Origin of the sequence: Pseudoalteromonas sp. S2721 (genome assembly GCF_005887425.1) — a bacterium.
Lineage (GTDB): Bacteria > Pseudomonadota > Gammaproteobacteria > Enterobacterales > Alteromonadaceae > Pseudoalteromonas > Pseudoalteromonas simplex.
The window spans coordinates 71,980-96,510 of sequence record NZ_PNCZ01000039.1 but is presented as its reverse complement, the minus strand read 5'-3'; the positions used below and the strand labels follow the sequence as shown (position 1 = coordinate 96,510).

The following is a 24,531-nucleotide window of genomic DNA, read 5'->3' as shown; positions in this document are numbered from 1 at the left end:
TCTGCCTTTTCTGCAGCGATACGTTCTTGTTCTAAACGTTCAGCTTCTACTTTTTCTGCCGCAATGCGTTCTTGCTCTAAACGTTCAGCTTCTGCCTTTTCGGCTTCAATTCGCTGTTGTTCTTCTATTTGCTTCTGGTTATCAGCCTCTTTTGCTGCTTGCTCTGCTTGTTGCTTATCTGATTTGCCAAAACCAAACCAAGACAGGAATTTACTTTTTTTTGCCATACTTGCTAATAACCACTTATAAAAATCTGATAAACTTACATGAATAATAGTTTGGTGACAGTTCAGCTTTTTAGCCAAACATAAACAGGTACCATCTATCGCTAAGGTCGCAATACTATCACTTTTAGCGCAGTAGAAAAATGACACGCTAGCTATTGCATACAATATTATCTGAGCTAGGGGTCAGTTACCAATGATTAGTGAGTTAAATGAGAAAAAAATCAACAGCTAACCGCCAAGCAAAAGCAGCGAACAATAAATCAGCAAATGGTTTTATTCGTATTATTAGTGGGCAATTTCGCGGTAGAAAATTACCAGTAAAAGATGTGCAAGGCTTGCGTCCAACCACAGACCGTATAAAAGAAACAGTATTTAACTGGCTCATGCAAGATACCCGAGGCGCAGCTGTTCTTGACTGCTTTGCTGGTTCTGGCGGCTTAGGGTTTGAAGCTTTATCGCGCTTTGCTGATCATGCTGTGTTTTTCGAACTAGATAAAAGTGCCGCTAGCCAGCTAAAAGAAAACATTAACATGCTTAAATTGGATAATGCCGTCGTAAAACAAGGCAATAGCCTTTCATTATTAGAACAAAAGACGCAAAACGAGCAATTTGATCTAATTTTTGTTGACCCGCCATTTCGACAAAACTTGGCTGAAAAAAGTTGTTTTTTACTCGAAAAAAATAACTGGTTATCTGCCCAAGCACTTATATATGTTGAGGTCGAAAGCGAACTAAGCGACCTAAGCTCACCAGATAACTGGATGCTTTTAAAAGAAAAAACTGCCGGACAAGTAATTTGTCGGCTATATCAACGCCAGACAAATTAACACTGTTTTGCAAACCTAGTTTCTGTTAATATTATTCTTTACATGTGGTGTTGCTTCGGATTACAATACCGCACCATTTTTGAACCACTTGGTCGTTATTCGATCAACTTGAGCAACGCTCATTATTTAGGTAGGTGAATTTTTAATGCCAGTAATTAAAGTAAGAGAGAACGAACCGTTTGACGTAGCACTTCGTCGCTTCAAGCGTTCATGTGAAAAAGCAGGTATCCTTTCAGAAGTTCGTCGTCGCGAGCACTATGAAAAACCAACAGCTGAGCGTAAGCGTAAAAAAGCTGCTGCAGTAAAGCGTCACATGAAGAAGCTTTCTCGCGATAACGCACGTCGCGTTAAATTATACTAATCAGTATTTGGTCTTGTATAAATGAGCCTTTTATTAACGCTAAAAGATGCGCAAAAAGATGCGATGAAGGCAAAAGACAAAGAACGTCTTAAACCTATCCGCATGGTACTTGCTGCAATCAAGCAACGTGAGATTGACGAGCAAATTACACTTGATGACGACGGTATTACCGCTGTTTTAGTAAAGCTTGTTAAGCAACGTCGCGATTCTTACACCCAGTACATTGATGCGGGTCGTGAAGATTTAGCTGAAATTGAAGCCAGTGAGATTAAAGCACTTGAAGAATTCTTACCTCAACAATTGAGTGAAGAAGAAATCATTGCTCTTATTGACTCGGCTATAGCTGATACAAACGCAGCGGGTATGCAAGACATGGGTAAGGTAATGGGAGTTATCAAAAGCAAAGCTGAAGGTCGTGCCGATTTAGGTAAGATTTCTGGCTTAATCAAGCAACGATTAACTGCCTAACCCCCACATACAGATGTATGATTCAAGCAAACCGAGCCTAGTGCTCGGTTTCTTGCTTTTAGTCTTTCATAAACACAGTAATTGTGTTCAAATCTTATTTTACAACGCATAGATAGCGCAGGAAAAAACAACAGCTATGGCCGGAAAGATCCCTCGACAGTTTATTAATGATTTACTCGCACGCACAGATATTGTTGAGTTAATTGATTCGAGAGTTGGCCTAAAAAAAGCAGGTAAAGACTACCAAGCCTGTTGCCCATTTCACAACGAAAAGTCACCCTCTTTTACCGTTTCTCAAGATAAACAGTTTTACCACTGCTTTGGTTGTGGTGCCAATGGCAATGCAATTTCATTTGTCATGGAATACGACAAATTAGAGTTCGTTGACGCCATTGAAGAATTAGCGAGTATGCTCAATTTAGACGTACCTCGCGAACAAGGCACAAGCTCAGGCCCGCAACGCACCGCAGAACAAAAGCGCTCTGATTACGATTTAATGTTACATGCTGCTCGCTTTTACCAACATCAATTAAAGCATCATGCCAACTCGAAAACGGTTATCGACTATATCAAGGGTCGTGGTTTAAGCGGTGAAACAGCGAAAAAATTCATGATTGGTTATGCGCCAAGTGAATGGGAAGCGCTATGCCAGCAACTTGGCCGCAATAAAGAACAAAAAGAGCAGCTTGTAGAACTAAAGCTAGCCTCTGAAAAATCGCCTGGTCGTCAATTTGACTTCTTCCGTGATCGACTCATGTTTCCTATTCGCGATAAACGCGGTCGGGTGATTGCATTTGGTGGCCGTGTTATGCAAGCGGATCAAGGTCCTAAGTACCTTAATTCACCAGAAACCCGTATTTTCCATAAAGGCTTTGAGCTTTATGGTTTATACGAAGCCAAGCAAGCGCATAAAAAACTTGAACATATTTTAATTGTTGAAGGCTACATGGATGTCGTTGCTTTAGCTGAGCAAGGCATCGAATATGCCGTCGCCGCCCTTGGCACAGCAACCACTGCAGAGCATATGCACACTTTATTTAGAACCACGGATAAAGTGATTTGCTGCTACGACGGTGACCGTGCTGGCCGCGATGCAGCTTGGCGAGCGCTTGAGAATGCACTGCCTTATCTTGGTGATGGTAAGTCGTTGAAGTTTGTGTTTTTACCAGATGGTGAAGACCCTGATTCACTGGTACAAAAGGAAGGTAGAGACGCTTTCGAAGCTAGGTTAAGCGAAGCGGATGATTTTACTAAGGTGCTGTTTAATAAGCTCAGCCAAGAGATAGACCTGACACAAGACGCAGGTAAAGCAAAGCTCCTTAGTGATGCCCTACCACTAATTGAAAAAATCCCGAGTGATTTTTACCAAGAGAATATTTTGGAACATCTTGGCCGCTTAATTGGTCGAACAAGAGAGCAATTAAATAATCGTGTTAAGTCACCAAAGCAACAGCATGCGATTGAGCGTAAATTTAAAATAACGCCGATGCGCCAAGCGATTGGTATTTTATTGCAACACCCAAGTTTGGCGACCAGCATTGCTTATATGCCGGAGTTAGCTGAGATGAAAATAGCCGGTATTGAGCTATTTTTACGCATTCAGCACTTAGCACTAGAACGTGAAGGTATCACCACCGCACAAATTTTAGAGTCATTTAGGGATGGCGCTGAATATGACGCGCTGGTGAAATTAGCCACTTGGCAGCATCAAATAAATGACGATCGTTTAGAGACGGTTTTTAAAAATACTTTTAAATTTATTGAAGACCAGTGTTTAAATTATCGACTAGAGACCCTATTAATAAAAGACAAGACCCAAGGCTTAAGCAGCGAAGAAAGGCTGGAATGCCACTTACTAACGCAAGCGTTAAAAGGCAGCAACAGCTAGTCAGAATTGAATAATGCTGTTATACTGTGCTATTCACTGCGTCTAGTTAGTTTTCGTGTCGCTTAATTAGTAAGCGAGCTGGCGCCTGTTGTATCAACTTTCAGAGTGGAAGAATAAATCTCTATGGATCCAACTCCTCAGTCACAATTAAAGCTTCTGATTCAAAAAGGTAAAGAGCAAGGTTATTTAACTTTTGCAGAAGTTAATGATCACCTTCCACAAGACATTATCGACTCAGATCAGGTAGAAGATATCATTAGCATGATTAATGATATGGGTATCAAGGTAAGTGAAAACGCACCTGATGCCGATGAATTAATGATGCAAGAAACAACGACAGACGAAGACGCAGCAGAAGCCGCGGCAGCTGCACTTGCGACTGTAGAAAAAGAGATCGGTCGAACAACTGACCCTGTACGTATGTATATGCGTGAAATGGGTACTGTTGAACTTCTTACGCGTGAAGGCGAAATCGTAATCGCTAAGCGTATTGAGGAAGGTATTAACCAAGTACAGATTTCAGTTGCTGAATACCCAGAAGCAATTACTTATCTACTAGAGCAATGGGACAAATTCGAAGCTGAAGAAATGCGCTTAAGCGATATTATCTCTGGCTTCTTTGATCCTAATAATGAAGACGAATCACAAATTTCTGCAACACACATCGGTTCTGAGTTAAACGAAGAGCAACTCGACGAAGAAGACGACGAAGACGATGATGACGAAGATAGTGATGATGATAACGATGATGATAACGATGGCGACACAGGTCCAGATCCTGAAGAAGCCCGTATTCACTTCGAAAACTTACGTGAGCTTTATAACAAAGCACGCGAAACGTTCGAAGAAAAAGGTCGCTCACACCCTGACTCACTTGTAGCTATTGCAGAAATCGGCGAACTATTTAAAACATTTAAATTAGTGCCAAAACAGTTTGACCGCATGGTTAACAACATGCGTGAAATGATGGACCGCGTTCGTGTACAAGAACGTATCATCATGAAGCAAGCTGTACAAATTGCTAAGTTACCGAAAAAGAACTTTATCAAGCACTTTGCAAATAACGAAACAGACACAAGCTGGATCGACCTTGAGATTGCTGCAAACGAGAAATACTCAGTAGCACTTGAATCAGTTAAACCAGAAATCATTCGTTGCATCAGCAAACTAAGTGCGATTGAAGAAAGCACTGGCCTTAGCATCGAACGAATTAAAGACATCAACCGTCGTATGAGTATTGGTGAAGCGAAAGCTCGCCGTGCGAAGAAAGAAATGGTTGAAGCGAACTTACGTCTTGTAATTTCAATTGCGAAAAAATACACCAACCGTGGTTTACAATTCTTAGACCTTATCCAAGAAGGTAATATTGGTCTAATGAAAGCGGTTGATAAGTTCGAATACCGCCGTGGTTATAAGTTCTCAACTTATGCAACATGGTGGATCCGTCAAGCAATCACACGTTCGATTGCTGACCAAGCACGTACCATTCGTATTCCTGTGCACATGATTGAGACGATCAACAAGTTAAACCGTATCTCTCGTCAAATGCTACAAGAGATGGGTCGTGAGCCGAGCCCAGAAGAATTAGCTGAGCGTATGTTAATGCCTGAAGACAAGATCCGTAAGGTACTTAAGATCGCTAAAGAGCCAATTTCAATGGAAACACCAATCGGTGATGATGAAGATTCGCACTTAGGTGACTTCATTGAAGATACCACAATCGATTCACCTATTGATTCAGCAACCATGGAATCACTACGTGGCGCAACAAACGATGTACTAGCGGGCTTAACAGCACGTGAAGCTAAAGTATTACGTATGCGTTTCGGTATCGACATGAACACTGACCATACATTAGAAGAAGTAGGTAAACAATTTGACGTAACACGTGAGCGTATCCGTCAAATCGAAGCGAAAGCGTTACGTAAATTACGTCACCCTTCTCGCTCTGACTTACTGAAAAGCTTCTTAGATGCTAAGTAATTTAGTATCGCGTTATTAACTAAAAGGCCGCTGTTGCGGCCTTTTTTCTATTCGAGAGATATTCATGGCTTGGATCCAAATTCGCATCAATGCAAACGCAGACAACGCTGAATTAATCAGCGACTTACTCATGGACACTGGCAGTGCCTCAGTCACTTATGTTGATGCCAAAGATACTCCTATTTATGAGCCAAAGCTTGGTACTGTGCAGTTATGGGCTGATACCACAGTGATTGGCCTGTATGACGCAAACCATGATATGGACAGCGTTGTAGCAACATTAAATGCTGAAGCAACACTCGCCGATAAGCTCGTTTATAAAATTGAACAGCTTGAAGATAAAGATTGGGAACGTGAATGGATGGATAACTTCCACCCTATTCAATTTGGTGATCGCTTATGGATCTGTCCAAGTTGGCGCGATATTCCCGACCCTGATGCGGTTAATGTATTGCTCGACCCTGGCCTTGCTTTTGGCACAGGTACCCATGCAACCACTGCGCTTTGTTTAAAGTGGCTAGAAAGCCAAGATTTAACAGGTAAAACCGTGGTCGACTTTGGTTGTGGCTCAGGTATTTTAGGAATTGCGGCGATCAAACTCGGGGCAGAGCGTATGATCGGTATCGATATAGATCCTCAAGCCCTTGAAGCAAGCCGCGATAATGCAAAACGTAATGGCGTTGCAGATAAACTTGAAGTGTATTTACCTGAAGATCAACCAGAGTTTACAGCCGATATTGTGGTTGCAAACATCTTAGCTCAACCACTTCGTGAACTACATGAAGTGATTTTAGGTCTTTTAAAACCGAATGGTAAAATTGCTATGTCAGGAATTTTAGAAGAACAAGCTCAGTCTGTAGCCGATGTTTATGCCCCGTTTTTAGCACTTGATGAAGTGGCTGTTGAAGGTGAATGGACCCGTGTCAGCGGCGTCAAAAAAGCTTAAACAGCACTAGAGCATTTACTCAAACATAATAGGTAAAGCCTATATTTAACAGGCTTTACCTTATTTTTACAGTTAATCGTTTCGCACTTTTTTGCGAGTAAAAAAATTTCTGTTTAAATATCAAACAAATCAACCTACCCGTCAAACTGTTATCAAAAGTCAATACGAAAAGGGCAAAAAAAAGTCACTTTTGTTCAATTTATAGCCTTTGATTTTTGTCAAAAAAACCGTAAACTTAGCGCCCCTTGAAAAGAGGCCAATTGAATAACAGTGCGTATCGGTTCATACCAACTTGAGAACAATGTAATTGTCGCGCCAATGGCAGGCATTACAGACAGACCATTTAGACAACTTTGCCGTCGCTTAGGTGCGGGCCTTGCTGTTTCTGAAATGCTCTCGTCAAACCCGAAAGTATGGAAAACTGAAAAATCGATGAACCGTATGGATCACAGCGGTGAATCGGGAATTCGTTCGGTGCAAATCGCCGGAGCCGATCCTGAGCTTATGGCACAGGCAGCACAATTCAATGTCAGCAATGGTGCACAGATCATAGATATCAATATGGGGTGCCCAGCTAAAAAAGTGAATAAGAAACTCGCAGGCTCTGCCTTATTACAGTTTCCTGAATTAGTACAAGAGATACTCGATGCCGTTGTAAACGCTGTTGATGTCCCTGTCACTTTAAAAATCCGTACTGGATGGGATCAGGATAACCGTAATGGTGTCGAGATTGCGAGAATAGCTGAACGTTATGGCATTGCCTCACTGGCAGTACATGGGCGAACGCGCGCATGTATGTATAAAGGTGAAGCAGAGTACGCCACAATTAGGGATATTAAACGTTCAGTGTCTATCCCTGTCGTTGCCAATGGTGATATTACTTCACCAGAAAAAGCAAAGCAGGTTTTGGATTATACGGGTGCAGATGCCATTATGATTGGTCGAGCCGCCCAAGGTCGCCCTTGGATTTTTAGGGAGATAGACCACTATTTGCGAACTGGAGAACATTTGCCAGCACCTGAAATTGCAGAGGTGCGTAGCATTTTGATGGAGCATTTAGACAATCTTCATCAGTTTTACGGGGAGCCAATGGGAGCGCGTATCGCTCGAAAGCATGTATCTTGGTATTTGCAAACCCATGACAGTGACGGTCAGTTTAGGCGAGTATTTAATGCGTTAGATAACCCACAGGCACAAGTCGACGCATTAGAAGAATACTTTAAAACACTAGCAGCTAACTAAGAAAGAAAGAGACATATAACGATGTTCGAACAAAACGTGACTTCTCCATTTATCACAAACCCTCATGTACAGTCACACGAGAAACCACAGCCGTTGCGTGATGCAGTGAAAAAAGCTGTTCATCACTACTTAAAGCAGCTTAATGGTCAAGACGTACAAGACGTATACGACCTTGTTCTTTCTGAGCTAGAAGCACCATTACTTGAAGAAGTAATGACGTACACGCGTGGTAACCAAACTCGTGCTGCAATCTTACTAGGTATCAACCGTGGTACTTTACGTAAGAAGCTTAAAAAATACGGCATGAACTGATATAAAAGTTTTTAAAGAACTGATATAAAAGTTTTGAAAAAAGCACCTTAGGGTGCTTTTTTTATAGCTGTTAAAAACTATGCAAAATCCTCACGCTTTAAACGTCGTTTTTTAAAGCAGATTCAGTTAAAATACCGCCTTTCTAAGCTAGCTCAAACATTGAGGTAATCAAAACTACAATGGATACACATCGTCCAATTCGTCGCGCACTATTAAGTGTGTCAGATAAAACCGGTATCGTTGAATTTGCTCGCGCTCTTGAAGCACAAGGCGTGGATATTTTATCAACTGGCGGTACTTGCAAATTACTTGCTGATAACGGCATCAAAGTCACTGAAGTATCTGACCATACTGGTCACCCTGAGATCATGGATGGTCGCGTAAAAACACTTCATCCAAAAATTCACGGCGGCATCCTAGCGCGTCGCGGTCAAGATGAAGACGTAATGAGCGAGAATAACATCTCTGCTATCGATATCGTTGTAGTTAACTTATACCCCTTCGCAAACACTGTTGCGAAAGAAGACTGCAGCCTAGAAGATGCGATTGAAAACATTGATATCGGTGGTCCAACTATGGTTCGCGCTGCGGCGAAAAACCATAAAGACGTAACTATCGTAGTTAATGCAAAAGATTACGACCGTGTGATCAGCGAAATGCAAAGCAACAACGGTTCAACAACGTATAAAACACGTTTTGATCTAGCTATTGCTGCTTACGAGCACACAGCTCAGTACGATGGCATGATTGCAAACTACTTTGGCAAGATGGTTCCTGACTACACAGAGGAAGCAGCTGAAGAGACTAAGTTCCCACGTACTATCAACATGCAGTTCACTAAGAAGCAAGATATGCGCTACGGTGAAAACTCACACCAAGACGCTGCTTTTTATGTTGAAAACGACTTAACTGAAGCATCTGTTGCGACGGCAGTTCAACTGCAAGGTAAAGCACTTTCTTACAACAACATTGCTGACACTGACGCAGCATTAGAGTGTGTAAAAGAATTCGACGTACCAGCGTGTGTAATCGTAAAACATGCGAACCCTTGTGGTGTGTCAATTGGTGACAACATTCTTGAAGCTTATGATCGTGCATTCAAAACTGACCCTACATCAGCATTTGGTGGCATCATCGCATTCAATAAAGAACTTGATGCAGACACAGCTGAAGCAATTGTTGCTCGTCAATTCGTTGAAGTTATCATTGCACCAAAAGTATCTGAAGCAGCTGCACAAATCGTATCTGCAAAGCAAAACGTACGTTTATTAGAGTGTGGTGAGTGGTCTGGGAATGCAACAGGTCACGACATCAAGCGTGTTAATGGCGGTATTCTAGTTCAAGACCGCGACCTAGGCATGGTAACGCAAGGCGACCTTAAAGTTGTATCTAAGCGTCAACCAACTGAGCAAGAATTAAAAGATCTTTTATTCTGCTGGAAAGTAGCTAAATTCGTTAAGTCTAACGCAATCGTTTATGCACGTGACGGTATGACGATTGGTGTAGGTGCAGGCCAAATGAGCCGTGTTTACTCAGCTAAAATTGCGGGTATCAAAGCCGCTGACGAAAACCTTGAAGTTAAAGGTTCAGTTATGGCATCGGATGCATTCTTCCCATTCCGTGACGGTATTGATGCAGCAGCAGAGGCTGGCATTACCGCAGTTATTCAACCAGGTGGCTCAATGCGCGATGAAGAAGTTATCGCTGCAGCTGACGAAGCTGGTATGGCAATGGTATTTACAGGTATGCGCCATTTCCGCCACTAATCACATAAAGGGTTAAGCAAATAGCTTAACCCTTTTTGTTTGCCACAAATTCACGTATTCTGATTAATAATAATTACCCATATAATGAAGGAATAGATGATGAAATTTGCCGTAAAAACGTTACTCGTTGCCAGCCTTGCACTGACATCAGCACAGGCTCTAAGCCATGGCCATGAATCAGCGCTTACACAAGCCGTGCAATCAAGTGAACGTGATGCTAAAAATAGCGCACGTGATAAATATCGCCATCCAGTTGAGACACTTGAGTTCTTTGGCTTTAAGCCAAACATGACCGTTGTTGAAATTGCGCCGGGCGGTGGTTGGTACAGCGAAATCCTTGCGCCAGCTGTAAAAGGCCATGGTGTTTACTACGCGGCACATTTCCCTGCTGATTCTGAGGTGGGTTATTACCAACGTTCATTAGCTGGTTTTAAGAAAAAGATGAGCGATGACGCACGCTTCAGTGAAGTTAAACTAACTGAATTTGCACCAGTAACACATCTTGATATTGCACCAGCGGGTAGCGCAGATCTTGTCTTAACATTTAGAAATGTACACAACTGGTACATGGGTAAAGATAAAGAAGGCGCGTTAAGTGCGTTTAAAGCATTTTATAAAGCACTTAAACCAGGCGGCACTTTAGGTGTGGTTGAACACCGTCTACCTGAAGCGCGCAGCGATGAAGATCAGAAATCATCAGGTTATATGAAGCAAAGCTATGTAGTTGATATTGCAAAGCAAGCTGGCTTTGAACTGGTGGCAAGCAGTGACATTAATGCAAACCCACTTGATACAGCAGATCACCCTAAAGGGGTGTGGACACTACCACCAAGCCTTCGTTTAGGCGAGCAAGATGCCGCGAAGTATAAAGCGATTGGTGAAAGTGATCGTATGACGCTGAAGTTTAAAAAACCGCTATAAATAGGATTATACGCCATGAATGTACTTGTCATCGGCAGTGGCGGCCGCGAACACGCTCTTGCGTTTAAGGCTGCACAAAATACTAAAGTAAACACCGTTTTCGTAGCTCCTGGTAACGCAGGTACTGCACTAGAGCCAAAACTTGAAAACGTAGCTATCAACGTTGAAGACCTAGCAGGTTTAGTTACTTTTGCTAAAGAAAACAACGTTGAGTTAACTATTGTTGGTCCAGAAGTACCGCTTGTTTTAGGTGTCGTTGATACATTCCGTGAAAACGGTCTAGCTATCTTTGGCCCAACAGCAGGTGCTGCACAGCTAGAAGGCTCGAAGTCATTCACTAAAGACTTCTTAGCACGTCACGACATTCCAACAGCTGATTACCAAACGTTTGAGCAAATCGATCCAGCACTGGCTTACCTAAAAGAAAAAGGTGCGCCAATTGTTGTTAAAGCTGATGGCTTAGCAGCAGGTAAAGGCGTTATCGTTGCGATGACAGAGCTTGAAGCTGAAGAAGCTATCCGCGATATGCTTGCAGGCAACAGCTTCGGTGAAGCCGGTAGCCGTGTAGTTATCGAAGAGTTCTTAGAAGGTGAAGAAGCTTCTTTCATCGTGATGGTTGATGGCAAAAACGTACTGCCATTTGCAACTAGCCAAGACCACAAACGCGCTTACAACGGTGACCAAGGTCCAAACACTGGTGGCATGGGTGCATACTCACCGGCTCCAGTTGTTACAGATGAAATTCACCAACGTATTATGAACGAAGTGATCAACCCAACAGTTGAAGGTATGGCAAAAGAAGGCCACCCTTACACTGGTTTCTTATACGCTGGTTTAATGATCACCGCTGATGGTACGCCAAAAGTAATCGAATACAACTGTCGTTTTGGCGACCCTGAAACACAACCTATGATGCTTCGTCTTAAGTCTGACCTTGTTGAACTTATCGAAGCGGCTAACCGTGAAGAACTAGATAAAACAGCAATCGAGTTCGACCCACGTGCAGCAGTCGGTGTTGTATTAGCAGCTAAAGGCTACCCAGATAGCTACCCGAAAGGTGATGCAATCAGCGGCTTGCAAGTTACTTACCCTGAAAGTGAGAAAGTATTCCACGCAGGGACTAAGCAAGACGGCGACAACGTAGTAACAGCTGGCGGTCGTGTACTGTGTGCTACGGCACTTGGCAACACTGTAACTGAAGCGCAGCAACGTGCTTATAAACTAGTTGATCAAATCAGCTGGGAAGGCATGGAATATCGTACTGATATCGCCTATCGTGCAATTGCTCGCGAACAGAATTAAGGTCAAACCAGTCTAATTCTGAAAAAAGCGCAGTTTATCTGCGCTTTTTTAATGCTACACTATGAGAATATTTACCTAGATAAAGAACTAATTTTGAATAATAAAGCACTGAAATATAACTTTGTTTCATTTCTTATTCTGACAATTTTGTTTTTTATCATTGCTACCCTAGCTGCACATTTAGCCAGCCCTACCCGCTACACCATAGATAAAACAGCCCCCATCTACAGTAATACGGCGTATCGAATAGATAGCAGTAAAGCGCTAACACTCGAGCAGTTTTTAGCTGAGCCAGACAAGCTTAAACATCGCCCTTTTAAAGATGTTGAATGGGATTTAGCAGCGCAGGATTATTGGTTAAAGCTTGATTTAGAAAACCGTCAAGCTAAGCCTGTGGAGCTGGCGATTCACTTTGACAACCCTATGGTTGATTACCTTAGCGTTTATCATGTTGATGATACAGGGCAGCTTATAGATACAACCGAGCTAGGTGATAAAGTCTCTGGCCTTAGTTTGTTTCAATACAGTACACCGCACAGCATGCTCACCATGCAGGGCTATGAACAAACATCCCTCATTATAAAAATAGATACGGTTGGGATTAGCAAAACACCTATTAATATTTATGGTGAAAAAGAGTTTCAAGACCTACTACGTTCGCAATCAGGAATTTGGGGGATCTTCATTGGTGTGCTGATCATGGCAGCTCTGTATAACTTGGTATTATTTTTAGGGATCCGTGACCGCGTCTATCTTATTTATATAGGCTACATCATCTCAGCACTACTACTTATGGGCTCAGTGCTAGGCTTTGGTTTTTATTTATGGCCGTTATCGTGGCAAATCTTTTTTAATGAGCAAGTGGTCTTCAGTAACTACGCGATTGCATTTTTCACCGTCGCCTTTTGCACCATGTTCTTACGCTACCATAAAGACAATTGCCGCTTATACAAACTCAGTATCAGCTTTTTAGCCTTGCTGTTCAGCCTCGGTTTGCTCAGCTTTTTTATGTTGGAATACCATTCCTCGAAAATCTTTTTTGCCATCATGGTGCCGTTATACATTTTATGTATTTGCATGATTTACAAAAAGTTGGTGAGTGGTTTTCGGTGGGCAAAGTTTTACGTCATGTCGTGGGTGCCACTGATTGTAGGCGCTGCCATTCAGCCATTAGAACTAACGGGCTTTATTCCCTACAGTTTTGCTGTTAGGCACATATTTTTAGTCGCCATTCTCTGTGAGATTGTGCTTATGGCAATGGCGCTGGCAGACCGTGTTCGTTATCAACGTGAAAAAGCGCTGTATCATGCAACCCATACGCAACAAACTGAGCTACTCAACCAAGCAATGCTCAAACAAGCTTATATGGCGATTACCTCGGAGCAAAGACTCGCTAACCTTTGTTTAGTGAAAATAGAGCAATTCAATGCCCTTATGAGCATTCTAAAGCCAAGCCAAAGCAGCCAAATAATTATCACTGTTGCCCAATCGCTAGAGCATCAAATTAATAAAAATAGGCAATTTATTAATTTAGAATCAGCGTTAGATAACAGTCCAAAAGTGGCTGACTTAGGCAATGGTGTACTGGCTTTTATTTCGACCAAAATTCAATCGAAAGCAGAAATCTATCAAGAACTTAGCAATATATGCAAGCAGCTACCTAAGCAATATAAAGTTGCAGGCTTAGACCTTCAGCTTTATTACCGCTATAGCATTACTGAACCGGTGAGTGATGATGGCTTTGATATTTGGCTGCAACGTGGCTACTTAGGTTTATCGCAAAAACAGCAAAATATAGACTTTAGTAAAGCTCATATTGATATGGATGTGAGCCTTGCTGCTGAGTTACAACAAGCAATGCGAAGTAATACCTTAGCCATTTACTTACAGCCCATTATCAATTTACGCAGCGGTGCGATCTGTGGCGCAGAGGCATTGTTACGCTGGCCTACAGCAGGGAAATACCTGGATATTGAGCAACTCATTTTATTGGCTGAACGTACTGGTTTAATTAACGAATTGAGCTTATGGGTGATTGATCAGGCTTGCCTAGCCGCTGCAAAGCTTAATCGACAAGGCTATCGCGACCATACCATTAGCGTTAATTTAAGTGCTAAGAATCTCGCGATCCCTAAGCTGGTCGAAAAAGTCGAAAACACCATTCTAAAACATGGCATTACTGCGGATCAGTTAAAGTTTGAATTAACTGAGTTTGCGCTTATAAAGAACCATGATGAAATGGTCAGCTTTATCAGCGAACTCAATAAACTCGGTAGCAAGGTGGTACTCGATGATTTTGGTACTGGTTACTCGTCGTTAAACTACTTAGTAAATTATTCTTTTAGTACGATTAAAGTCGATAAGAGCTTTATTCTGGATTTAGTGAATAACACTACCAACCAAGTGGTGGTAAAAACGGCCATTGATATGGCCCATAACCTTGATATGAATATCACCATCGAAGGCATTGAAGACCAAGAAACAGAAAAAATGCTGATCAAGATGGGCGCAGATCAAGGGCAAGGCTATTATTACAGCAAAGCGGTGCCGATTAATGAGTATCTAAGCTTTATTGCCTCACAATTTAAATAGGCCGTGTTACACTGCCCTTTTTTAACATCTTTAGGGGCCATGTAAAGATGCAAGGTACGATCAGAAAATTAAAGTCGACACTGACCTCTCCTGTCGAATATCAATTACCTATCGGTGATGAGCTAGTTTCATTAAATGACTATATTGGTATGCCGCTCACGCTGACTTTCACCGGCAATATTTTTTGCTGTAACTGTGGTAAGAAAACCAAGAAAAGCTACTCTCAAGGCCACTGTTTTGTGTGTATGCGCAAACTGGCTAGCTGTGACATGTGTATCATGAAACCTGAAACGTGTCACTTTGATAAGGGCACCTGTCGTGAGCCACAGTGGGGTGAAGAAAACTGCATGATCCCGCATTACGTGTATTTAGCCAACACCTCAGGCCTAAAAGTAGGTATTACCCGCCATACTCAAATTCCTACACGCTGGATTGACCAAGGTGCGACGCAAGCTTTACCTATCTTCAAAGTACAAACCCGCCTTCAATCGGGTTTAGTTGAGGTTGCTTTAGCCGAGTTTATTGCTGATAAAACCAATTGGCGAAACATGCTAAAAGGCCAATCTGAAGCGATTGATTTAAAAGCTGCGGCAGCAGAGTTGATCCCACAAATTGATGCTAAGCTGAGTGAACTTGCAGAGCTATTTGGCGCAACAGCCATTGAAAAGCTCGATGAAGAGGTGGTCGAGCTAGACTACCCAGTAAGTGAATACCCAAGCAAGATCAGCTCTTTCAATTTTGATAAAGCACCAGAAGTATCGGGTATTTTAAAAGGCATTAAAGGCCAGTACTTAATTTTTGATACTGGCGTCATTAATATTCGTAAATTCACTTCTTACGAAATTAGCCTAGCTTAGGCTCTTTTTCGGTATTGAGATAAAAGTCATACCATTGCTGCTTCGCTATTGGGCGGCAAAAGTAATAGCCTTGAATGGTATCGCAGTTAAGTGAACGTAAGTAATTTAACTGCTCTACCTTCTCTACCCCTTCCGCGACAACATGAATACTCAAGCTTTTCGCAAGGCTAATAATCGCCGTAACAATTTCACTATTACCGTATTCATCGGGCACTTTTGCGATAAAGCTGGCATCTATTTTTAACGTATCAATTGGCAGTTTGGTTAAGTAGCTTAAAGCCGAATAGCCCGTGCCAAAGTCATCTAACGTTATATGCACGCCTAACTTTTTAAGCGCGAGTAACTCTTGCTTAGCCTCACTAAAGTGGCTGATAAAACAGCTTTCAGTAAGCTCTACTTCAAGCTTGTGTGGGTCTACATCGTAACGCTCGAGTAAGCGCTCAACATTTGATGCTAGTTGCCCCTGACGTAAGTGATTAGCCGAAATATTAATTGCTAAGCGCCCTGCTTCAATGCCTTGTTGCTGCCATTTTTCTAACTCTTTACAGGCCTGCTCGATGACCCATAAATCAAGTTTCACAATTAGGCCTAGCTCTTCAGCAAGAGGGATAAACTTAGCAGGTGAAATCACTCCAAGGTTTGGCTCATGCCAACGTAACAGTGCCTCTACTCCTAAAATTTTGCCTGAATTTAATTGCTGCTTGGGTTGGAAATAAAGCTCAAACTCATCGCTTTCGATGGCGCTTTGTAATCGGCTCATCATAGCCAATCGCTCTAAAGAGCGTGCATTCATCGCCGGTTTGAATAATTGAAATGAATTACGGCCCACCTCCTTAGCACGGTACATAGCAATATCAGCATGCTTAAGCAGTGTAGCGCTATCTACGCCATCATCAGGGTAAACCGCCGCGCCAATAGAAGCTGTAATTGCAACCACATGCTCGTTAATAGCAAGCGGCATACTCACCTGCTGCAAGACTTGTTCGGCAAAGTTGAGCAGTGTTTCAACCCGATTTACTTCGCATAATAAAACAAACTCATCGCCACCTAAGCGCGCAAGAGTATCCCCTTCAGGAAGAATTGATAAAATACGCTCTGCCACTTGCTGCAATAAGTTATCACCAGCGTCATGCCCTAAGCTGTCGTTCACCTCTTTAAAGCGGTCTAAGTCGATAAACATCACTGCTAATAGATCATGGTTTCGTTTGGCAGAGCTCAGCGCAATAGAGAGTCTGTCATGAAATAAGCGCCGATTAGGCAGGCCGGTTAATTCGTCGTAATAGGCAAGCTGGGCAATTTTTTCTTCGGCACGTTTGCGCTCTGTAATGTCGCTAAAAATTGCCGCATAAAGCACTTCATCAAAGTTAGGGTCTTTAATTTGGATAATGGTGAGCCACTCTACAAACTCTTCACCATCTTTTTTGCAATTGCAGATCTCCCCTTGCCAGACCCCTTCGTATTCAATGGCATGCCACATTTTTTGATAAAACGAACGGCTATGTTTTGTAGAGCTTAAAATATTAGGGCGCTTTCCAATTACTTCATGCTCAGCAAAGCCGGTCAATTTAGTAAAAGCAGGGTTAACTTGAATAATCGTGCCGTCTTTACGGGTTAGCATGATGCCATCGAGTGAGGCATCAATAATTTTATTTGCCAAAAACAAGTTACGTTGTGACTTTTGCAAAGCAATATCACGCTGCTCAATTGCCCGCTCAAGCTCGCAGCAATAAGCTGACTCGATCTCAGTGATCAAATCAGCATATGAAATCACCCCGCAAATTTCATCATCTCTGACCACCAAATGACGCACATTACGATCTGTCATAGTGCGATACGCATCAAATAAACTGCTTTCACAATCAATTTCAATGAGCGGGTAGCTGGCATATTGCCAACAAAGATTTAGCCACTCAGTTTGAATGATCAGCTCGACAATATCACGCTGAGTAATAATACCGTGCAGTTCAAGCTCTCGGTTATAAACCAGTACACTATCAAGGCGGCCTGCGCGCATCAGTTGCACAACCTCTTCTATCGGTGTTTGCGCATCAACTATCTCTAGGTCAGTGCGATACTGCTCATGAATAGGCCGAAATTGTAGGTAGTGGTCCAAACCTTGGTTATGCACAATATCTGACAGGTTCAACATACCTGCAGGCTGATTCTCGCTATCCATCACCAATAAATGACGAATACCATGCTGTTGAAAACGCAGGGTTGCATCACTGACTGAGCATTGATTCGGCACCGTAATAACAGGCGCTGACATAACCTCGTGAATGGCAAGGTTCTTATAGAGCGGGCTGCTGATGTCAATTTTCAAACAATCAGCCTCAGTCCAAATACCAACAACAGACTGTTCATGCTTGATAAAAATCGCCGTTACATTGTGAACATGCATCAACCTCACCGCATCGACCAAAGGCGTATGCGCAGGACACGATACCAGCTTTTGCGAAAAAACATCACTCACCTTTTGATGTCGTCTTGGTTGATTCATAAGTAGACTTTCCTAGTTCTTACATGAATTGGCAATTATAATCATTTCAACCTCGGCAGCTTTGACACAGGACAATAAATGCACTCATCATTTCCTAAGATTATTTTTACAGACCATGAATTAGCATTAGTAGAAGATGAAGCCGATATAGAAAGCTTTTTATATGGCTTAAGTGAAGAGCAGCAACATGAAGCGATGCTACTTTTGGCAACAGGGCAGTATGTCAACTTGCAAGGAGAAAGCGTGAAAGCGTTAACTGACGTTGAACTTGCGAATAAAGTAACAGAGCATCTAGCACAAGAGGGAGTATGCTGTTTAAGTAAGGTTACTAAGCTTACACCAACGCAAGCCTTTGCGATGCTGGCAGATTAAGGCGCATCCACCAGCGCTTTAATGTGCGCAACGGCACTACGACCTAGAGCTGATAAAGCATAGCCCCCTTCAAGATAAGAGATAATCCCTTTGCAATCTTGCTGCTGACAAAATTCAGCTAATTGGGTGGTTAGCCATGCGTAATCGTCTTCAACAAACTTCAGGCTTGCCATGTCATCTTCAAGGTGAGCATCAAACCCGGCGCTAATAAACAACAGTTCAGGTTTAAATTCATTGAGTTTTGGTAGCCACTGCTCAAGATAAACAGCTTTTAAGTCATTACCATCACTGGCAATTGGCAGCGGTGAGTTCACTAACGTCGCGTTATTTTCAACGGCGGTATTTGGGTAAAACGGGTGTTGAAACAAAGAGCAAAACAACACAGTGTCATCATCTAAAAAGATATCTTGTGTGCCGTTGCCGTGGTGTACATCAAAGTCCAAAATAGCGATGCGTTTTACACCTTTGCTTTGCGCGTACTTCACGGCAATGGCTAGGTTATTAAAAACGCAAAATCCTGCAGAGGTACTGCGGTTTGCATGATGTCCTGGTGGTCTAACAGAACAAAACGCTGCATCCAGCTTATCAGCAAGGATTTCATCAACGGCGAGTAATCCAGCGCCAACGGCTCGCTCAATCGCTTTCATTGAATCTGGGCACAACCAAGTGTCGCCGTCTAATTCAGCCAGCCCTTCAGCGGGAATTGTTTGCTCTACATGGCTTACCAAAGGTTCATCATGAGCACGTAAAAAGTCGTCGCGGCTGGCTTTAGGAGCTTGTAAGTGAGTAATTGCTATATCAATACCACTTGCTAGCAAGCGGTCGGTGATCACATCTAAACGCGCGGGGCATTCGGGGTGATCCTCAATCATTTTATGTTTACGACAAAATGGATGTGAGATAACAGCCGTTCTCATAATACGCTCCTTGAATTATTTTCCCCAGTATAACAAAGCCACCTAACGGTGGCTTTGCGACTTTGGTTTACTTTTTAGCGCGTAAATCTAAATTCCTAAAGTCAAAACTAAAGTCTGTCACCGCCGTTGAGACAGCGCGCATTTTCGCACTACTCACTCGGTTATCAGGGCTCATTTGAAACTCAATATACGCATCTGCTTCAAGTAACTTTTCATCCCACTTCACAATGAACGTATTGCCGGTGTAATGCTCAAGCTGACCTTTCAAACGCTTTGTATGTGTAAAATCAATACGTAGCTGGCCATTTAACTCTTCAATAACCACATCACCATACCAGTTGTCATGCAGCGTGCCTGTGTAGTTGATGTTCGGCAATTTTGGTTGATAATCCGCAGGTGTTTCTGGTTTTGCGTTTGCGTAAGCTTCTTTTTTACCTTCAAAGTGCTTTTTAGCAAGATCTTCAACCCAGTCTTTATCTTCAAGATCTAATGCATCTTCTAGCACTTCATAGGTCACTGCAGAGAGCGCGCTGAATGCTTGCTGGTTACTCAGAATAACAATACCGAGGTTTTTCTCAGGTACTAAAGTCACTTGAGACACCATACCTAAGATACCACCACCGTGGCCTAGCTTTTTAATGCCGTGGAAATCTTCAATGCTCCAACCTAAACCATAACCTCTAAATTGTTGGTGGTAAGCTTCATAAGCACTTTTTGATGCCATTGAGGTAATGTGCGGATGCCACATTTGTTGCTGCTGCTTTTCAGTGAATAACTGCTGGCCATTTGGCATTTTGCCATGAGCAAGCTGCGTGCGTAGCCATTGGCTCATGTCGCTCACGCTTGATGCAATCGCACCTGCGCCACGGAAATCTTCAAGGTAGTTCACAAAAAATGGATGAAGTTGACCATCCATTGGAATATGACCTGTCGCCCAGTTTTTATTGCTACTAGGAATGCGTGAAAAACCTGCACGTGAGTTTTTCATATCAAGTGGCTGAAGAATATTCTTCTCGATGTAATCATTCCAGCTCATGCCTGAAACACGGGCTACTACCTCACCGGCTGTTACAAACATTAAGTTGTTATACGCGTATTTACTGCGAAAGCTACTCGCTGGTTTTAAGTATTTAAGACCTGCGATGATTTCCTCAATTGATTTGTCAGTATCAGGCCAAATCATTAAGTCGCCTTGCCCTAACCCCAAACCGCTACGGTGGCTTAGTAAATCGCGAATGGTCATTTCACGCGTGACATAAGGGTCATAAAGACGAAACTCTGGTAGATGATCAATCACTTTGTCATCCCAACTCAGCTTACCTTCATCAATTAGTTTAGCTAACGCTGCTGCGGTGAATGCTTTGGTGTTTGACGCGATACCGAATAAGGTGTCTTTATTTACTTTTTTACCCGTATCAAGGTTTGCGATCCCAAAGCCTTTAGCTAATACGACTTTATCATTTTCAACAATCGCCACTGCCATACCCGGCACATCAAAACGTGCCATTGAAGTTTCGATTACTTTTTCAATTTTCTTACTATCGATATCAGCATAACTGTAAAACGAACAGCTTGATAACAGCGCCGCGGCAACGGCTAATTTACGAAATGTCATAATGTCCCTTGGTGATTTTTATTGTTGTGAATAGCGAACTCTCTCGCTGCTCGGGTTTTATCTGGATCATCGCAACTTGGTCTTGCGAGTATTGCTTCACTGTAATGATTTGGTACACCTGCTTCAAGCGCTCCGCGATGAACATGCTGAAGATACCAGTCGAATGGCAGTAAAGACTCATCTAAGGTGTTGGCAATATAACAATGGGCAGCAAGTTGCTCGCCATCAATGAGTTCAACGGTGATATCCACACAGTCATAACGCGGCCCTTCAATGTCATCTAGAATCGACTTTTCAGCTTCGTTTAACTGATACACAACGCCATACACTAAGGCATCTGGCTGCGCTGTTTTACGCACGCTGCATTTCGCAGAGCCATCGGTACTCACCATATCAAACGTCAGCTCATAGCCTTTTAAAATAGCTGTGCCCACCCGTTTAGCCTCTGGCAACCTTGCCAGCAATCGACTCGATGACATATTTGAACCAAATGAAAAGTTATACAGCGCCATATTCACCTCACACAACAACGCGAATAGCTAAGGCAATTAAGATCACCCCAATGCCTCTATCAAACCAGTATCCGCTTTTTAAGAAAAATGCTCGCACTGATGCTTTTGATAACACCAATGATAAAAATGAAAACCACAGCCAAGTCGCCATTGCCATATACACGCCATAACCAGCCTGCACTAAAACAGGTGTGTCAGGGCTAATCACAAGAGTAAACAACGACATAAAGAACAGTGTTGCTTTGGGGTTAAGGGCATTGGTAAAAAAGCCGCGTCGAAATGCTTTATACACAGATTCAGGTTCAGCAGGAGCAAGAGTTTGCTGCGTGCTATCGGTAGGTTTTGCGCTACGTAATGCTTGTACACCTAAGTAAGCCAAATAAGCCCCTGCAAGGTATTTTAAAGCCATAAATAAGCTAGGCGACTGCGATAAAATTAACGCCACACCTAATACACAATAAGCAATATGCAAAAGAATAGCCGCACCAACACCGGCACTGGTCCACAGCGCATTTTTACGACCCTGTTGAATACTTTGCTTGAGTACAATTGCAAAATCAGGGCCTGGACTTGCTACTGCAAAAAAGTGAGCAATGGCTATCAATAAAAACTCATCTAAATACTGCACTCAATATCACCCTACTGCTTGTTCATCTAATGCCAATAACAACGGATTTGCACTGTCACTCACCAATGCTTTAATTTGCTTTTGCGCTTTTTTATATTGGCTGCGTAAATGGGGTTTTAAAAACTTCTTCGACTGATTATCCCCTTTAAAATGCGTAACTAGCGCATGCATAAATAGCGTTTGTGGCTCAGTCAGCGCCGCTTGGCGATTGGCATAAGGGTTATAACCGCAGCCGCAGCCTCCTTTAAATTGATACACCGTATTACTCATCATTACCCCAAAGCCTAAATAGCATGCCAACGCATCGCTCGCTTGCGGTAAGTACTCTTTACCGCCGGGCGGTAAGACACCCACATGGTGAATCAAAATAGTCGCTAAGGTACCAGCAAAACTTGCCACTAAATCTTGTGGTTGATTGATTTGGTTCGGGTTAAACGAGATATTCACCGGATGATTTGCCGGTACAATTAAACTTGCCTCGCTACCGCGTAAACTGTCTTGAAACTCAAAATGCGGAAACACCTGAGGTGTAAGCCCAGATGGCGCAACTAAGTTAATTGGCCACGCCTGCATACCCGCATACTCAACAACCCGACTAAATACCTTTTCAGCCATTTCACTGACGCTCGACACCCTATCAGGAAAGAACAGCCCGTTAGGTAAAATAATTTGCGTGTGTTTTAAATAATATTCACTATCAAAGTGCTCAACTGCCCATAAAAAGGTATCGATTAACCATTGCTGCTCTTGCTCATCAACAACTGGGGCTGACTTAAATAACGCTAACATAAATTACTCTTGTGATTGTGCCCATTGCCATGCATCCGTATTGTAAAGAGGCACTGTTGATAAAGCATGATGATGGCTGCCGCTCGACTCTTTCGTTGAATAAGACAAATATAAAAGAGTGCGTGTTGGCGCATCATAAATACGACGTACTTTTAACGATTTAAACAAAATACTTTTCGATGACTTAAAAACCACTTCGCCCGATTTACTTCGGTCAATTTGTTGTAATTGTTCAGCGGTTATAGGTCCTGTTTGACGACAAGCAATAGACATATCAGATGGATCTGCAAAATCAAGATTCGCTTCAATATGGCTAATATGGCAAGTAACACCGCTTATAAGCGGGTCTTGTTGTGATACCACTTTAATATCTTTAGTCGTGAATAATCCTAAACTCACCGAAGCAGCGTCATCCGAGCAACCGCTCAACAAAATCAGTGGCGCAGTAAGTGCAGCTAATTTTAGTAACTTCATCCTAGTGTTCCTTATTAAAAAGCGATAGTTGTCCGTTTACAACGATTTGCTTGCTATGTTTCAATACTATCTCAAAATATCTTCAACAACGAGCACCTAAACAATGAAAAAATCGCTTGGTTTACTGTGTTTAATGTTCTTAAGTACTACCGCTCACGCTGACTACTCTATTAGCGCTGGTTTCGGCAAAAACTTTACTAACTCGGTGCAAACCGAAGAAAACCTAAAAATTGAGCTTGAGGATGACAGCCATTTTACTGTCAGCCTAGATAGAACCCTTAATAATGCCCGCTATGGCTTCTTTTATTCAGCTACCAAACTCGACATGAAAGACCAAACCAACAAGCAAGTTGAAATGCAATACCTGCTATTTCAAAGTGCTATAGAAGTACCATTAGCAAATCGTATGGTAGGTTTTGTTGGCGCTCAAATTGGCGCAAATCATGTCAGCACAGATTTTGCCGACTCTGACACATTCTTTACCACAGGTCTTTATGGTGGCGCCGAGTATTTATTTACTGATCAAGCACGGGTTTATATTGAAACTCGCTGGTTGGCAACTATTGTAAATAATGCAAGTAACGTATCATGCACATTACCAGCATCTGAAGACAGCCAATGTCTATGGCACTTTGATGGTGATGTATTAAACCAATTTCAAACAAACATCGGTTTTAGTTACCGCTTTTAAGGAAAACCCCATGCCGCACATTGTTATAGAACACTCAGAAGACTTGCCAATTCTGCCACAAGTGTTAGTTGAAAAAGTTCACCAAGCCGTTTTTGACTCAGGCTTATTTGATCTTTCGACCATAAAGACTCGTGCAATCGCTTATCAACATTACGAATTAGGTGAAGGTAAAGATGGCTTTATACACATCGGCGCATCAATTATGGCAGGAAGAACCGTAGAGCAAAAGCAGATGCTTAGTGAGCAATTATTAAATTGCTTAAGAACATACTGCCGCCGCTCGTATAGTCTAAGCGTTAATATTTATGATATGGATGCTGATATCTATCGTAAGTGCTAGC

At 42.4% G+C, this 24,531-nt stretch carries 23 protein-coding genes and 1 pseudogene; 16 read left to right on the top strand and 8 right to left on the bottom strand.

Features of this window, described 5'->3' with window-relative positions; genetic code table 11:
- Positions 1-374, bottom strand: a pseudogene (locus CWC02_RS15085) (hypothetical protein); the annotation flags it as partial.
- A 62-nt stretch (positions 375-436) separates the two neighbouring features.
- Here CWC02_RS15085 and rsmD point away from each other — a divergent pair.
- From rsmD to CWC02_RS15020, 13 genes are all read left to right on the top strand, one after another.
- Positions 437-1,054 (top strand): 16S rRNA (guanine(966)-N(2))-methyltransferase RsmD, encoded by a 618-nt coding sequence (gene rsmD, locus CWC02_RS15080; protein WP_138601680.1) that lies wholly within the window; start codon positions 437-439, stop codon positions 1,052-1,054.
- Positions 1,055-1,199: 145 nt separating this feature from the next.
- Complete coding sequence (gene rpsU, locus CWC02_RS15075) at positions 1,200-1,415, top strand: 30S ribosomal protein S21 (protein WP_002957797.1); 216 nt, start codon at positions 1,200-1,202, stop codon at positions 1,413-1,415.
- Between the two features lie 21 nt (positions 1,416-1,436).
- The gene (locus tag CWC02_RS15070; RefSeq protein WP_054551044.1) at positions 1,437-1,883 is read left to right on the top strand and encodes a GatB/YqeY domain-containing protein; all 447 of its coding nucleotides are present in this window, start codon (positions 1,437-1,439) and stop codon (positions 1,881-1,883) included.
- A gap of 136 nt (positions 1,884-2,019) precedes the next feature.
- Positions 2,020-3,771, top strand: coding sequence for a DNA primase (dnaG, locus tag CWC02_RS15065; protein WP_138619136.1), 1,752 nt, complete (start codon positions 2,020-2,022; stop codon positions 3,769-3,771).
- A 123-nt stretch (positions 3,772-3,894) separates the two neighbouring features.
- The gene (gene rpoD / locus CWC02_RS15060; protein ID WP_054551042.1) at positions 3,895-5,754 is read left to right on the top strand and encodes an RNA polymerase sigma factor RpoD; all 1,860 of its coding nucleotides are present in this window, start codon (positions 3,895-3,897) and stop codon (positions 5,752-5,754) included.
- Between the two features lie 64 nt (positions 5,755-5,818).
- Positions 5,819-6,700 carry a 50S ribosomal protein L11 methyltransferase gene (gene prmA, locus CWC02_RS15055; protein WP_138619134.1) on the top strand — a complete coding sequence of 294 codons (882 nt, stop codon included), beginning with the start codon at positions 5,819-5,821 and terminating at the stop codon, positions 6,698-6,700.
- A gap of 270 nt (positions 6,701-6,970) precedes the next feature.
- Positions 6,971-7,942 (top strand): tRNA dihydrouridine synthase DusB, encoded by a 972-nt coding sequence (gene dusB / locus CWC02_RS15050; protein ID WP_054551040.1) that lies wholly within the window; start codon positions 6,971-6,973, stop codon positions 7,940-7,942.
- A gap of 21 nt (positions 7,943-7,963) precedes the next feature.
- A complete protein-coding gene (gene fis, locus CWC02_RS15045) occupies positions 7,964-8,254 on the top strand; it encodes a DNA-binding transcriptional regulator Fis (protein WP_002957804.1) in 291 nt (96 codons plus the stop codon).
- A gap of 179 nt (positions 8,255-8,433) precedes the next feature.
- The gene (purH, locus tag CWC02_RS15040; RefSeq protein WP_138619132.1) at positions 8,434-10,020 is read left to right on the top strand and encodes a bifunctional phosphoribosylaminoimidazolecarboxamide formyltransferase/IMP cyclohydrolase; all 1,587 of its coding nucleotides are present in this window, start codon (positions 8,434-8,436) and stop codon (positions 10,018-10,020) included.
- Positions 10,021-10,119: 99 nt separating this feature from the next.
- Complete coding sequence (locus CWC02_RS15035) at positions 10,120-10,941, top strand: class I SAM-dependent methyltransferase (protein WP_138619144.1); 822 nt, start codon at positions 10,120-10,122, stop codon at positions 10,939-10,941.
- A 15-nt stretch (positions 10,942-10,956) separates the two neighbouring features.
- On the top strand, positions 10,957-12,243 hold the full coding sequence (purD, locus tag CWC02_RS15030; protein WP_138619129.1) for a phosphoribosylamine--glycine ligase: 1,287 nt from the start codon (positions 10,957-10,959) through the stop codon (positions 12,241-12,243).
- Between the two features lie 93 nt (positions 12,244-12,336).
- Positions 12,337-14,835 (top strand): EAL domain-containing protein, encoded by a 2,499-nt coding sequence (locus CWC02_RS15025; protein WP_138619127.1) that lies wholly within the window; start codon positions 12,337-12,339, stop codon positions 14,833-14,835.
- A gap of 47 nt (positions 14,836-14,882) precedes the next feature.
- The gene (locus CWC02_RS15020; protein WP_138619125.1) at positions 14,883-15,692 is read left to right on the top strand and encodes a DUF2797 domain-containing protein; all 810 of its coding nucleotides are present in this window, start codon (positions 14,883-14,885) and stop codon (positions 15,690-15,692) included.
- Here CWC02_RS15020 and CWC02_RS15015 read toward each other — a convergent pair.
- Entirely contained in the window at positions 15,679-18,192 is a 2,514-nt protein-coding gene (locus CWC02_RS15015) for an EAL domain-containing protein (RefSeq protein WP_138619123.1), read from the bottom strand. The genes CWC02_RS15020 and CWC02_RS15015 overlap by 14 nt on opposite strands.
- Positions 18,193-18,270: 78 nt before the next feature.
- Between CWC02_RS15015 and CWC02_RS15010 the strand changes: the two genes are divergently transcribed.
- Complete coding sequence (locus tag CWC02_RS15010) at positions 18,271-18,564, top strand: DUF4144 family protein (RefSeq protein ID WP_138619121.1); 294 nt, start codon at positions 18,271-18,273, stop codon at positions 18,562-18,564.
- On the opposite strand, the gene CWC02_RS15005 is transcribed toward CWC02_RS15010, so the two are convergent.
- The 6 genes from CWC02_RS15005 to CWC02_RS14980 form a co-directional block, all read right to left on the bottom strand.
- Positions 18,561-19,481: a histone deacetylase family protein gene (locus tag CWC02_RS15005; protein ID WP_138619119.1), complete on the bottom strand. Its 921-nt coding sequence runs from the start codon at positions 19,479-19,481 to the stop codon at positions 18,561-18,563. The two genes, CWC02_RS15010 and CWC02_RS15005, sit on opposite strands and share 4 nt — an antisense overlap.
- 67 nt (positions 19,482-19,548) lie before the next feature.
- Positions 19,549-21,096, bottom strand: a complete 1,548-nt coding sequence (locus tag CWC02_RS15000; protein WP_063703012.1) for a serine hydrolase — start codon at positions 21,094-21,096, stop codon at positions 19,549-19,551.
- The gene (locus tag CWC02_RS14995; RefSeq protein ID WP_138619117.1) at positions 21,093-21,608 is read right to left on the bottom strand and encodes a gamma-glutamylcyclotransferase family protein; all 516 of its coding nucleotides are present in this window, start codon (positions 21,606-21,608) and stop codon (positions 21,093-21,095) included. The genes CWC02_RS15000 and CWC02_RS14995 overlap by 4 nt, the downstream gene beginning before the upstream one ends.
- Before the next feature lie 7 nt (positions 21,609-21,615).
- Positions 21,616-22,236 (bottom strand): LysE family translocator, encoded by a 621-nt coding sequence (locus CWC02_RS14990; protein WP_119852454.1) that lies wholly within the window; start codon positions 22,234-22,236, stop codon positions 21,616-21,618.
- Positions 22,237-22,242: 6 nt separating this feature from the next.
- Positions 22,243-23,025 carry a hypothetical protein gene (locus tag CWC02_RS14985; RefSeq protein ID WP_138619115.1) on the bottom strand — a complete coding sequence of 261 codons (783 nt, stop codon included), beginning with the start codon at positions 23,023-23,025 and terminating at the stop codon, positions 22,243-22,245.
- A gap of 3 nt (positions 23,026-23,028) precedes the next feature.
- A complete protein-coding gene (locus CWC02_RS14980) occupies positions 23,029-23,499 on the bottom strand; it encodes a CreA family protein (protein WP_054551027.1) in 471 nt (156 codons plus the stop codon).
- Positions 23,500-23,602: 103 nt separating this feature from the next.
- On the opposite strand from CWC02_RS14980, the gene CWC02_RS14975 reads away from it, so the two are divergent.
- Both CWC02_RS14975 and CWC02_RS14970 read left to right on the top strand, forming a co-directional pair.
- Positions 23,603-24,190, top strand: coding sequence for an outer membrane beta-barrel protein (locus CWC02_RS14975; protein ID WP_138619113.1), 588 nt, complete (start codon positions 23,603-23,605; stop codon positions 24,188-24,190).
- A 10-nt stretch (positions 24,191-24,200) separates the two neighbouring features.
- The gene (locus CWC02_RS14970) at positions 24,201-24,530 is read left to right on the top strand and encodes a 5-carboxymethyl-2-hydroxymuconate Delta-isomerase (RefSeq protein WP_054551025.1); all 330 of its coding nucleotides are present in this window, start codon (positions 24,201-24,203) and stop codon (positions 24,528-24,530) included.
- Position 24,531 lies beyond the last annotated feature (1 nt).

Coding starts and splice junctions, on each gene's coding strand:
- CWC02_RS15020 (WP_138619125.1), top strand. CDS start 14,883: ATGCAAGGTACGATCAGAAAATTAAAGTCGACACTGACCTCTCCTGTC.
- CWC02_RS15010 (WP_138619121.1), top strand. CDS start 18,271: ATGCACTCATCATTTCCTAAGATTATTTTTACAGACCATGAATTAGCA.
- CWC02_RS15035 (WP_138619144.1), top strand. CDS start 10,120: ATGAAATTTGCCGTAAAAACGTTACTCGTTGCCAGCCTTGCACTGACA.
- purD (WP_138619129.1), top strand. CDS start 10,957: ATGAATGTACTTGTCATCGGCAGTGGCGGCCGCGAACACGCTCTTGCG.
- prmA (WP_138619134.1), top strand. CDS start 5,819: ATGGCTTGGATCCAAATTCGCATCAATGCAAACGCAGACAACGCTGAA.
- CWC02_RS14995 (WP_138619117.1), bottom strand. CDS start 21,608: ATGGCGCTGTATAACTTTTCATTTGGTTCAAATATGTCATCGAGTCGA.
- dnaG (WP_138619136.1), top strand. CDS start 2,020: ATGGCCGGAAAGATCCCTCGACAGTTTATTAATGATTTACTCGCACGC.
- CWC02_RS15005 (WP_138619119.1), bottom strand. CDS start 19,481: ATGAGAACGGCTGTTATCTCACATCCATTTTGTCGTAAACATAAAATG.
- rpsU (WP_002957797.1), top strand. CDS start 1,200: ATGCCAGTAATTAAAGTAAGAGAGAACGAACCGTTTGACGTAGCACTT.
- CWC02_RS14975 (WP_138619113.1), top strand. CDS start 23,603: ATGAAAAAATCGCTTGGTTTACTGTGTTTAATGTTCTTAAGTACTACC.
- fis (WP_002957804.1), top strand. CDS start 7,964: ATGTTCGAACAAAACGTGACTTCTCCATTTATCACAAACCCTCATGTA.
- purH (WP_138619132.1), top strand. CDS start 8,434: ATGGATACACATCGTCCAATTCGTCGCGCACTATTAAGTGTGTCAGAT.
- CWC02_RS15000 (WP_063703012.1), bottom strand. CDS start 21,096: ATGACATTTCGTAAATTAGCCGTTGCCGCGGCGCTGTTATCAAGCTGT.
- CWC02_RS14985 (WP_138619115.1), bottom strand. CDS start 23,025: ATGTTAGCGTTATTTAAGTCAGCCCCAGTTGTTGATGAGCAAGAGCAG.
- CWC02_RS14970 (WP_054551025.1), top strand. CDS start 24,201: ATGCCGCACATTGTTATAGAACACTCAGAAGACTTGCCAATTCTGCCA.
- CWC02_RS15070 (WP_054551044.1), top strand. CDS start 1,437: ATGAGCCTTTTATTAACGCTAAAAGATGCGCAAAAAGATGCGATGAAG.
- rpoD (WP_054551042.1), top strand. CDS start 3,895: ATGGATCCAACTCCTCAGTCACAATTAAAGCTTCTGATTCAAAAAGGT.
- rsmD (WP_138601680.1), top strand. CDS start 437: ATGAGAAAAAAATCAACAGCTAACCGCCAAGCAAAAGCAGCGAACAAT.
- CWC02_RS15015 (WP_138619123.1), bottom strand. CDS start 18,192: ATGAATCAACCAAGACGACATCAAAAGGTGAGTGATGTTTTTTCGCAA.
- CWC02_RS14980 (WP_054551027.1), bottom strand. CDS start 23,499: ATGAAGTTACTAAAATTAGCTGCACTTACTGCGCCACTGATTTTGTTG.